The following is an 11051-nucleotide window of genomic DNA, read 5'->3' on the forward strand; positions in this document are numbered from 1 at the left end:
AGATGGAATTCGCTTTCTATTTCGCATCCGGCATCGCCGTCGTGTCCACCCTGCGGGTGATCACGAACACGAACCCGGTGCACGCCCTGCTCTACCTGATCATTTCGCTGATCGCGGTGGCAATGACCTTTTTCAGCCTCGGCGCTCCTTTCGCCGGTGTTCTGGAAGTCATCGCCTACGCGGGCGCAATCATGGTCCTGTTCGTGTTTGTGGTGATGATGCTGAACCTGGGCCCGGCTTCGGTTCAGCAGGAACGTGCGTGGCTCAAGCCCGGTATCTGGGTGGGGCCGGTGATTCTTGGCACTCTGCTGCTGGCTGAACTGCTGTACGTCTTGTTCGCCAACCCGACCGGCGCTGGCGTCGGTCACACCACAGTCGACGCCAAGGCAGTCGGTATCAGCCTGTTCGGGCCTTATCTGCTGGTGGTGGAACTTGCCTCGATGCTGCTGCTTGCTGCAGCCGTGACGGCTTTCCATCTGGGCCGCACCGACACCAAGGAGCCAAGCCAATGAATGCTATCCCTCTGGAACATGGCCTGGCGGTCGCCGGGGTGCTGTTCTGTCTTGGCCTGGTCGGCCTGATAGTGCGCCGCAACATTCTTTTTGTGTTGATGAGCCTGGAGATCATGATGAACGCATCTGCTCTGGCGTTCGTCGTTGCCGGTAGCCGCTGGGCACAGCCGGATGGACAGGTCATGTTCATTCTGGTGATCACCCTCGCCGCTGCCGAGGCCAGTATTGGCCTGGCGATCCTGATGCAGCTGTATCGCCGCTTCCACACTCTCGATATCGATGCTGCCAGCGAGATGCGCGGATGAACCTACTCTTTCTCACTTTCGTATTTCCCCTGATCGGCTTTCTGCTGCTGTCGTTCTCCCGTGGACGCATCTCGGAAAACCTCGCAGCCCTGATCGGTGTCGGCTCCATCGGCCTTTCGGCGCTGGTCACGGCCTGGGTCATCTGGCAATTCAACGTTGCACCGCCGGAGGGTGGTCGTTACACCCAGGTGCTATGGCAATGGATGAACGTGGATGGCTTCACTCCCAACTTCGCGCTGTATCTGGATGGCCTGTCGGTCACCATGCTCGGCGTGGTGGTTGGCGTGGGCTTCCTGATCCACCTGTTCGCGTCCTGGTACATGCGCGGTGAAGCCGGTTACTCGCGCTTCTTCTCCTACACCAACCTGTTCATTGCCAGCATGTTGTTCCTGATCCTGGGCGACAACCTGCTGTTCATCTACTTCGGTTGGGAAGGCGTGGGCCTGTGCAGCTATCTGTTGATCGGTTTCTACTACAGCAACCGCAACAACGGTAACGCAGCACTGAAAGCCTTCATCGTGACCCGCATCGGCGACGTGTTCATGGCCATCGGCCTGTTCATCCTGTTCCAGCAACTGGGTACGCTGAACATTCAGGAACTGCTGGTTCGTGCTCCCGAGCACTTCAAGGTCGGCGACTTCTGGATCGTGCTGGCAACCCTGATGCTGCTGGGCGGCGCTGTCGGTAAATCCGCACAACTGCCACTGCAAACCTGGCTGGCAGATGCGATGGCCGGTCCTACTCCGGTTTCGGCACTGATCCACGCTGCAACCATGGTAACGGCAGGCGTTTATCTGATTGCCCGTACCCACGGCCTGTTCGCCCTGGCTCCGGACATTCTGCATCTGGTCGGCGTTGTCGGCGGCGTGACGCTGGTTCTGGCAGGTTTCGCAGCACTGGTACAAACCGACATCAAACGTATCCTCGCCTACTCGACCATGAGCCAGATCGGCTACATGTTCCTGGCCCTGGGCGTTGGTGCCTGGGAAGGCGCGATCTTCCACCTGATGACCCACGCCTTCTTCAAGGCGCTGCTGTTCCTTGCTTCCGGTGCGGTGATCGTTGCCTGCCACCACGAGCAGAACATCTTCAAGATGGGTGGCCTGTGGAAGAAACTGCCTCTGGCCTACGCCAGCTTCATCGTCGGTGGTGCCGCCCTGGCTGCCCTGCCGCTGCTGACAGCCGGTTTCTACTCCAAGGACGAAATTCTCTGGGAAGCTTTCGCCAGCGGTAACAACGGTCTGCTGTATGCAGGTCTGGCCGGCGCGTTCATGACCTCGATCTACACCTTCCGCCTGATCTTCATCGCGTTCCATGGTGAAGCCAAGACCGAAGCCCATGCCGGTCATGGCATCGCTCACTGGCTGCCTCTGTCGGTGCTGATCGTGCTGTCGACTTTCATTGGCGCAATGATCACCCCGCCACTGGCAGGTGTCCTGCCACAAAGCGTTGGTCATGCCGGCGGAGATGCCAAGCACAGTCTGGAAATCGCCTCGGGCGCCATCGCCCTGGCCGGTATCCTGCTGGCGGCCTTGCTGTTCCTGGGCAAGCGTCGTCTGGTAACCGCTATCGCCAACAGCGGCCCTGGCCGTCTCCTGTCAGCCTGGTGGTTCGCTGCATGGGGCTTCGACTGGATCTACGACAAGCTGTTCGTCAAACCTTATCTGGCGATCAGCCATGTGCTGCGTAGCGATCCGTTCGACCGCACCATCGGTTTGATCCCGCGTCTGGTCAAGGGAGGCCATGTCACCATGAGCCGTACCGAGACCGGCCAGTTGCGTTGGTATGCTGCCTCGATAGCCGTGGGTGCCGTTCTGGTACTTGGTGCCGTCGTTCTGGTTGCGGTCTGACATGAAAACCTTGCGAATTTGCGAAAGGAATTGAGCCCGTCATGATTCTGCCTTGGCTAATCCTGATCCCCTTTATCGGCGGCCTGCTGTGCTGGCTGTGTGAGCGCGTCAGCGCCACACTGCCACGCTGGATCGCGCTGCTGACCATGTCTCTGTTGCTCGGTATCGGCCTGTGGCTGTGGGGCGTCGGTGACTACACCCTGTCTCCGGCCCCTGGCGCTGACCCGACTTGGACCCTGGAATTCCACCAACAGTGGATTTCACGCTTCGGCATCAGCCTGCATCTGGCGCTGGATGGCCTGTCGCTGCTGATGATCATGCTGACCGGTCTGCTCGGCGTGTTGTCCGTGCTGTGTTCCTGGAAAGAAATCCAGCGCAACGTCGGCTTCTTCCACCTCAACCTGATGTGGATTCTCGGCGGTGTGGTTGGCGTGTTCCTGGCCATCGACCTGTTCCTGTTCTTCTTCTTCTGGGAAATGATGCTGGTGCCGATGTATTTCCTCATCGCGCTCTGGGGTCATAGTTCGTCGGACGGCAAGAAGACACGAATCTACGCGGCAACCAAGTTCTTCATCTTCACCCAGGCCAGCGGCCTGATCATGCTGGTGGCGATTCTGGGTCTGGTACTGGTTCACTTCAACCAGACCGGCGTGATCACCTTCGCTTACGCCGATCTGCTGAAGACCAGACTGACACCGGGCACCGAATACATCCTGATGCTGGGCTTCTTCATCGCTTTCGCGGTGAAGCTGCCGGTAGTGCCGCTGCACTCCTGGCTGCCGGACGCTCACGCCCAGGCCCCGACTGCCGGTTCCGTCGACCTGGCCGGTATCCTGCTGAAAACCGCTGCCTATGGTCTGCTGCGCTTCGCCCTGCCGCTGTTCCCCAACGCTTCGGCAGAGTTTGCACCGATTGCAATGACCCTCGGCCTGGTCGGTATCTTCTACGGTGCCTTCCTGGCGTTCGCCCAGACCGATATCAAGCGTCTGATCGCGTTCTCCAGCGTCTCGCACATGGGCTTCGTCCTGATCGGTATCTACTCCGGCAGCCAGCACGCCTTGCAGGGCGTGGTGATCCAGATGATTGCCCACGGTCTGTCGGCCGCTGCGCTGTTTATCCTCAGTGGTCAGCTGTACGAGCGTCTGCATACCCGCGACATGCGTGAGATGGGTGGCCTGTGGTCGCGCATCGCTTACCTGCCGGCCATCAGCCTGTTCTTCGCGGCCGCTTCCCTGGGGCTGCCGGGCACAGGCAACTTCGTCGGTGAGTTCCTGATCCTGCTGGGTGCTTTCGTTCACTCCCCATGGATCACGGCCATCGCCACTTCCGGTCTGGTGTTCGGTTCTGTCTACTCGCTGATCATGATCCACCGCGCCTACTTTGGCCCTTCCAAGTCCGAGGAAATCCTCAAGGGCATGGATGGACGGGAATTGATCATGGTGCTGGGCCTTGCCGTATTGCTGATCGTGCTGGGGGTTTACCCGCAGCCGTTCCTCGATACTTCGGCAGCGACCATGCACGGCGTGCAGCAATGGCTAGGCACTGCCTTCACTCAACTCGCTTCGGCCCGGTAAGAGCGCTATGGACCTGACGATTCAACACTTTATTGCGCTTGCCCCACTGCTGATTACCAGCCTCACCATCGTGGTGGTGATGCTGGCAATCGCATGGCGCCGCAATCACTCGCAAACATTCCTGCTATCCGTAGCAGGGCTCAACCTGGCATTGCTGTCGATTTACCCTGCCCTGAAAGTCGCGCCACTGGCCGTGACGCCATTGCTGCAGATCGACAGCTTCGCCTGCCTGTACATGGCAATCATCCTTGCCTCGACCCTGGCATGCGTGACAATGGCGCACGCCTATCTGGGCGACGACAAGAAAGGCTATCCAGGCAACCGTGAAGAGCTTTACCTGCTGATCCTGCTGGCCGCTCTCGGAGGTCTGGTTCTGGTCAGTGCCCAGCACCTGGCCGGTCTGTTCATCGGTCTGGAACTGCTGTCGGTGCCGGTCTACGGTCTGGTCGCTTACGCCTTCTTCAACAAGCGCTCCCTGGAAGGCGGCATCAAGTACATGGTGCTCTCGGCAGCCGGTTCGGCGTTCCTGCTGTTCGGTATGGCGCTGCTGTACGCAGACGCAGGCAGCCTGAGCTTCACGGGTATCGGCAAGGCGATTGCCGCCACCGGCATGCCTAGCGGGCTGGCAAGCCTGGGTCTGGCCATGATGGTCGTGGGCCTGGCGTTCAAACTGTCGCTGGTTCCGTTCCACCTGTGGACGCCGGACGTCTACGAGGGTGCCCCTGCCCCGGTTGCCGCTTTCCTGGCAACGGCCAGCAAGGTTGCCGTGTTCGCTGTACTGGTGCGTCTGTTCCAGATTTCCCCGGCAGCCAGCAGCGGCGTGTTGCATGACGTCCTTGCTGTCATCGCCGTGGCATCGATCGTGGTCGGTAACCTGCTGGCACTGGCTCAGAACAACCTCAAGCGTCTGCTGGGTTATTCGTCCATCGCCCACTTCGGCTACCTGATGATTGCGCTGGTCGCGAGCAAAGGCATGGCTGTCGAGGCAATCGGTGTTTATCTGGCGACTTATGTACTGACGTCCCTGGGCAGCTTCGGTGTAATCACCATGATGTCCTCGCCGTACAGCGGCCGCGATGCCGATGCGATGTTCGAGTACCGCGGCCTGTTCTGGCGCCGTCCGTACCTGACTGCGGTCATGACCCTGATGATGCTGTCCCTGGCGGGTATCCCGCTGACTGCCGGCTTCATCGGCAAGTTCTACATCATCGCCACTGGCGTCGAATCGCACCTGTGGTGGCTGATCGGTGCTCTGGTCCTGGGTAGCGCCATCGGCGTGTTCTACTACCTGCGGGTGATGGTCACGATGTATCTGGTCGACAACAAGCTGCCTCGCCACGATGCAGCCTTCAACTGGGCACAGCGTACAGGCGGCGTCATGCTGCTGGCTGTAGCCATCCTGACCTTCGTACTGGGTGTGTACCCACAACCGTTGCTGGATCTAGTGTTGAATGCAGCCCTTGCAGGCTGATCGGCAATAAACAAAAAACCCTGCCTCGGCAGGGTTTTTTTGGCTTGTAGGGGTAATGCCGATCAGTTAGGAGGCTGATTTCAAAATCAAAATCCGTGGGAGGGGCCTTAACTGATCGGCATTAGTTGTGTCAGACGCGGAACTGGGCGACCAGGCCGCCAAGGCGTTTGCCAAGGTCAAACAGGCTGCGAGAAGTCTGAGCGCCCTGACGGGTTTCGTCGGCAACGGTTTCGACTGCAACGGCGATCTGGTGGACGCTGCGGTTGATTTCCTCGGCTACGGCTGTCTGCTCTTCAGCGGCACTGGCGATCTGGGCGTTCATCGAGTTGATGGTCGCTATCAGTTCACCGATGGTCACCAGCGACTGCCCTGCCTCGTTGGCCTGTGTCGAAGTACCGTCGCCCGCCTCGCTGGAGCGACGCATGGCACCTACCGCTTCCTCCGTACCCTTTTGCAGGCGATCGATCATGCCCTGGATTTCCTGGGTACTCTGTTGAGTCCTGCTGGCCAGTGCCCGGACTTCATCGGCTACTACCGCAAACCCTCGACCGGCCTCCCCTGCCCTCGCAGCTTCGATTGCTGCGTTGAGGGCCAGCAGGTTGGTCTGTTCTGCAATGGAGCGAATGACGCCCAGCACACTGACAATCGATGATACGTCCTGCTGCAGACTGTCCAGCGATGAGCCGCTTTTGCGGATGTCCTCTACCAGCGCATGGATCTGCTTGATGCTGCCATCGACCACCCGCTTGGCAGCCTTGCCTTGCTCATCGGTCTTCTGGGCAGCAACAGAAGCACCCTGAGCGCTTGTTGCGACTTCCTGGGCAGCGGCAGACATTTCGTTGATGGCGGTAGCCACCTGATCGGTTTCGTGGCGCTGGCGGTCCATGGCTTTTTCCGAACGTTGCGCCTGATCGGAGACTTCGCTGACCAGACCGGTGAGTTGCGTGGTCATCTCGGTGATCTGGCGAACGATGCCGTGGATCTTGTCGACGAAATGGTTGAACGAACCTGCCAGCTCGCCGAGTTCATCCTGGCTGGTAATGGCCAGACGGCGCGTCAGGTCGCCTTCACCGGCGACGATATCGTCCAGGTTGTCTTTCATCAAACGCAGGGGACGCAATAGAGTACCGGTCATGACGATACCGATCACGCTGATGATCACCAGCACCAGCAGCGTGATGCCGACAATGCTGTACAGCATGTCTTGCAGGCGGGCTTCAACGTTCTGCTTGACCACCGCGACCTGGGCTTCGATACCGTCAAGGTTGACTGCACTGCCCACGACCAGATCCCACTTGGGCAGGTATTCGGTGTAACCGACCTTGGGAACCGGCTCGGTCTTGCCCGGCAATGCCGAGGCGTAATAAGTGTAGTGGGTGCCGGCCTTCGCGACGGCCACCAGTTCTCTATTCAGATAGACGCCATTGGGATCACGTGCATCCTTGAAACTTTTCCCCAGGCCATCGGCACTGGTGCTGCGGAAAATACGGATGATCTCGGAGTCGTAACCAAACAGGTAGCCATCCTTGCCATAGCTGACGGATGCAAGCAGCTTGATGGCATTGGCCTTGGGGGCTTCATCGCCTGGTGCCGCGGCGTCGTAGATTGGCTTGATGCCGCTGAGGGCAATGTCCACGTAGTTTTTCAGGGTTGCCCGGGCCTCTGTCAGTAAACGCTCCCTTGTCTCGCTGACCTCTCTGTCGGCTTGTTGATGGAGAATAAATACCGTGGTCGCGCTGATTACCACAGCGAACAACAACACTGGCAGTACAGCCAATGACAGAACCTTGGCTTTCAGACTCAGACGCATAGGATTCGCCTATTCAGTTGTTTTTATAGGGAGGACTTTCAGGATGTATCGGCAAAAAAAACCGGGAGTTAATATCATCCCGGTTTTTTTGTAGGAAAAAACTGACGCTATACAATCAGGGAGAAGTGCGCTCAGGTAGATCAATACGCACGCGCAGCCCACCTTGCGGACTGGTGAGCAATTGCAGATCACCGCCCCACGCTTCGACAATATCGCGCACGATCCCAAGACCCAGGCCGTGGCCGGTGATCTGTTCATCAAGGCGGGTGCCACGACTGAACACCTCTGCACGCTGAGACTCGGGAATACCAGGTCCATCGTCGTCGACCAGCAGCGTGAACCCCTGCCCTTGCGGCTCGATATTCAGGCGTACTTCACTGTCAGCCCATTTGCAGGCGTTATCCAGCAGGTTGCCCAGCAATTCGAGAATGTCCTCGCGATCCCAGGGCAAATGCAAACCGCTCTGGACATCATTGATCAGGTCCAGGTGTTCGCCATGGATCATGCGCAGTGTCGAAAACAGGCTGGACAATTCTGCATCGCAATCGAAACGCGCTCCCGGCAGCGCATCACCGGACAGTCGGGCACGATTCAACTCACGCTCCAGGCGCAGGCGGATGTTCTCCAGTTGCTCATGGAGGGTTTTGCGCAGCGCTGGATTGGCATCCAGTTGTTCGCTCGACGCCATGCTGAGCAGAACAGCCAAGGGCGTCTTGAGAGCATGGCCCAGGTTACCCAAGGCATTGCGTGAACGCTTGAGGCTGTCTTCGGTATGAGCGAGCAAGTGGTTGATCTGGGCAACCAGCGGCTCAAGTTCGAGGGGAACCTGGTTATCCAGTTGCGAGCGTTGCCCTTGCTGCAACTGGGATATCTGCTCGCGCACGGTTTCCAGAGGACGCAAGGCCCGGCGCACGGTGACGCGCTGCAGAACCAGCACCAGAATCAGTGCCGCCAGGCCGAATCCCAGGCCTATTTGCTGCATACGCTGGAAGCTTGCCCTGACGGGGGTGTAATCCTGGGCAACCGTCACTGTGATCTGCTGCCCGAACTTTCGATAGTCCGCGCTCCATACCAGCAGCGATTGCCCGGTGTGTCCCAGCTCCAGATCGGAATGAAGACCTGCACCCAGGGGTTTCGGCAATTCGAAATCCCATAATGAGCGCGAGCGCCAGTAGCCTTCGGTAAAGTCCAGGCGGAAGTAGTGTCCGGAGAGCGGGCGCTGATAAGCCGCTGACAAGCGCTGTTCATCCAGCTGAATACCCACCGGGCCACGAACCAGAGCTACCAGCAGGCTTTCGCTTTCCTTGCGCAACCCGGCCTCAAGATAGCGTTGCAGACCCAGCTCAAACAGGTACAGGCTGGTCTGGGCCATCACCAGACCCACAGCGACCAGCACTGCAACGAGACCGAGGCTCAAGCGCCTCTGTATGGACTTCAAGCGTTATTACCACCGAACAGATAACCCTGGCCACGACGGGTCGTGACCACCGAACGCCCGAGCTTGCGCCTCAGGTGATTGACATGAACTTCTATCACATTGGAATCGCGTTCGTTTTCGCCATCGTACAGGTGCTCGGAAAGATGGCTCTTGGAGAGGATCTGTTCCGGGTGGTGCATGAAGTAACGAAGCAGACGGAATTCAGCAGACGTCAGCTGGATATCCACTCCGTCACGCACAACGCATTGCCGGCCTTCATCCAGATTGAGCCCTGCGGACTCAAGGGTCGGCTGGTTGGCCAATCCATGGGAACGGCGCAGCAAAGCCTGGATGCGCAACTGCAACTCTTCAGGATGAAACGGCTTGGTCAGGTAATCGTCGGCACCGGCTTTCAGGCCTTCTATGCGTTCGGACCAGGAACCTCTGGCCGTCAGAATCAGCACAGGCGCAGTCAGGCCTTTGGCGCGCCATTGCTGAAGCACTTCAAGACCAGGAAGGCCAGGTAACCCCAGATCCAGAACAATCAAGTCATAGGGCTCGCTTGCGCCCTGATAGACCGCATCACGGCCATCAGCCAGCCAATCCACGGCATAGCCCTGACGCCCAAGGGCAGAGATCAGCTCATCTGCCAGAGGCACATGGTCTTCAACCAGTAATAGGCGCATCAATCATCTTCCTCGTCTTGCAGAAGTCGTCCGTCACGCGCATCGAACTTGAGTTCGCGAACAACGCCTTGCGTGGTCAACAATTCGAATTCATAGACGTACAGGTTATTTTTTTCTTCCAGCTCGGCTTCGAGCAGCTTGGAGCCAGGGTGATAGCTCAATGCTTGCTCTATGAATTGCTCAAGAGGCAGGATCACCCCGCGTTGTCGCAAACTGAGTGCCTCGTCCTGATTCAGGTCCTTGGCCTGGGCAGCAGTGCAGAGCAGCCCCAAGCCAAGGATTGCGCAGAGACGCTTTTCGACCTTCATTACTTATCCTGATAGTTCTTGTATATCTGCCCGGTGACAGCGTCTATTTTCAGGTCCCACTGAACGCCTGCGGTATCGCGCAATTCGATCTGGTAAACGTACTTACCGTATTCGTTTTCGAGCTCCGTCTCGGTGATCGTTGCCCCAGGGTGCTTGGACAATGCGTATTCATTAAGCTTTTCAAAAGACTGGATGGTGCCCGCATCCCTCAGGCGCAAGGCCTCATCCGGTCCGATATCACGCGCCAGGGCAAACCCGGCAGGAACGATGAGCATTACGGCAGTCAGCAAAGTGGTCAGTCTTTTCATTATGGGCTCCGTCGAGTGGTGCTTTCTACGGATACCAAGATAAAGGTATCAACTTAACTCAAGCTGAATCCTTCTGGCTACATGCCATCACTCGTTGCCTGCCCTACCGAAGCGTGGTGTTTGAAACCATTGCTGTTAAACTCGTCCCCTGCATTTATCGCTTGCGCGATCGCCATCTATTCAGGGCTTAGACACAGTGGAAATTTTCAAAGAGTTTACTTTCGAGTCTGCACACCTACTTCCTCATGTGCCTGAAGGCCATAAATGTGGTCGTCTGCATGGACATTCGTTCCGGGTAGGCATCCATCTGTCCGGCAAGGTCGATCCTCATATTGGCTGGATACGCGATTTCTCCGAGATCAAAGCGATCTTCAAGCCGCTGTATGAGCGCCTGGACCATAACTACCTCAACGACATTCCTGGCCTGGAAAACCCGACCAGCGAAAATCTGGCGAAATGGATCTGGGACGAACTGAAACCCCTGCTCCCGGAACTCTCGGCGGTTCGCATTCACGAAACCTGTACCAGTGGATGTGAATATCGCGGCGAGTGATGACACCCGCTTATATAAAACCACCTTTACGGTGGTTTTTTATTGCCTTGAATCAAGTGACGTTGAGCGACTTTGACACCTTGCTGGCCCTGTCGCCGGCAAGCCGCCTCCCACTGTTTCGTCTTTCGTCAAAGACCAGAAAGACAAAACCCCCACCTGCTTTCGCAGATGGGGGTTTCGGAATTTAATCTTGACGATGACCTACTCTCACATGGGGAAACCCCACACTACCATCGGCGATGCATCGTTTCACTGCT

Annotated in this window: 11 protein-coding genes and 1 pseudogene; 6 read left to right on the forward strand and 6 right to left on the reverse strand. The window is 57.8% G+C overall.

Features of this window, described 5'->3' with window-relative positions; genetic code table 11:
- Positions 1-2 precede the first annotated feature (2 nt).
- The 5 genes from nuoJ to nuoN are packed head-to-tail and all read left to right on the forward strand — an operon-like array spanning position 3 to position 5712.
- Positions 3-512, forward strand: a complete 510-nt coding sequence (gene nuoJ, locus K5D32_RS04930; protein WP_025259472.1) for an NADH-quinone oxidoreductase subunit J — start codon at positions 3-5, stop codon at positions 510-512.
- The gene (gene nuoK, locus K5D32_RS04935) at positions 509-817 is read left to right on the forward strand and encodes an NADH-quinone oxidoreductase subunit NuoK (protein ID WP_025259471.1); all 309 of its coding nucleotides are present in this window, start codon (positions 509-511) and stop codon (positions 815-817) included. Before nuoJ ends, nuoK begins: the two co-directional genes overlap by 4 nt.
- Positions 814-2667, forward strand: coding sequence for an NADH-quinone oxidoreductase subunit L (gene nuoL, locus K5D32_RS04940; protein ID WP_025259470.1), 1854 nt, complete (start codon positions 814-816; stop codon positions 2665-2667). The genes nuoK and nuoL overlap by 4 nt, the downstream gene beginning before the upstream one ends.
- Positions 2668-2708: 41 nt before the next feature.
- On the forward strand, positions 2709-4241 hold the full coding sequence (gene nuoM, locus K5D32_RS04945) for an NADH-quinone oxidoreductase subunit M (RefSeq protein WP_095068636.1): 1533 nt from the start codon (positions 2709-2711) through the stop codon (positions 4239-4241).
- A gap of 7 nt (positions 4242-4248) precedes the next feature.
- On the forward strand, positions 4249-5712 hold the full coding sequence (nuoN, locus tag K5D32_RS04950; RefSeq protein WP_200993182.1) for an NADH-quinone oxidoreductase subunit NuoN: 1464 nt from the start codon (positions 4249-4251) through the stop codon (positions 5710-5712).
- 130 nt (positions 5713-5842) lie between these two features.
- On the opposite strand, the gene K5D32_RS26210 is transcribed toward nuoN, so the two are convergent.
- From K5D32_RS26210 to K5D32_RS04975, 6 genes and pseudogenes are all read right to left on the reverse strand, one after another.
- Positions 5843-6664, reverse strand: coding sequence for a methyl-accepting chemotaxis protein (locus K5D32_RS26210; RefSeq protein ID WP_409372856.1), 822 nt, complete (start codon positions 6662-6664; stop codon positions 5843-5845).
- A 36-nt stretch (positions 6665-6700) separates the two neighbouring features.
- A pseudogene (locus K5D32_RS26215) lies at positions 6701-7522 on the reverse strand (cache domain-containing protein); the annotation flags it as partial.
- A 115-nt stretch (positions 7523-7637) separates the two neighbouring features.
- On the reverse strand, positions 7638-8960 hold the full coding sequence (locus K5D32_RS04960) for a sensor histidine kinase (RefSeq protein WP_221528178.1): 1323 nt from the start codon (positions 8958-8960) through the stop codon (positions 7638-7640).
- Positions 8957-9625, reverse strand: a complete 669-nt coding sequence (locus K5D32_RS04965; protein WP_221528177.1) for a response regulator transcription factor — start codon at positions 9623-9625, stop codon at positions 8957-8959. Before K5D32_RS04965 ends, K5D32_RS04960 begins: the two co-directional genes overlap by 4 nt.
- Complete coding sequence (locus K5D32_RS04970) at positions 9625-9933, reverse strand: PepSY domain-containing protein (protein ID WP_221528176.1); 309 nt, start codon at positions 9931-9933, stop codon at positions 9625-9627. Before K5D32_RS04970 ends, K5D32_RS04965 begins: the two co-directional genes overlap by 1 nt.
- Complete coding sequence (locus K5D32_RS04975; protein ID WP_221528175.1) at positions 9933-10241, reverse strand: PepSY domain-containing protein; 309 nt, start codon at positions 10239-10241, stop codon at positions 9933-9935. The genes K5D32_RS04970 and K5D32_RS04975 overlap by 1 nt, the downstream gene beginning before the upstream one ends.
- 196 nt (positions 10242-10437) lie before the next feature.
- Between K5D32_RS04975 and queD the strand changes: the two genes are divergently transcribed.
- Positions 10438-10794: a 6-carboxytetrahydropterin synthase QueD gene (gene queD / locus K5D32_RS04980; RefSeq protein ID WP_122316063.1), complete on the forward strand. Its 357-nt coding sequence runs from the start codon at positions 10438-10440 to the stop codon at positions 10792-10794.
- Positions 10795-11051: the final 257 nt, after the last annotated feature.

This window comes from Pseudomonas cichorii (genome assembly GCF_019719005.1).
GTDB classification, from domain to species: Bacteria; Pseudomonadota; Gammaproteobacteria; order Pseudomonadales; family Pseudomonadaceae; genus Aquipseudomonas; species Aquipseudomonas cichorii_E.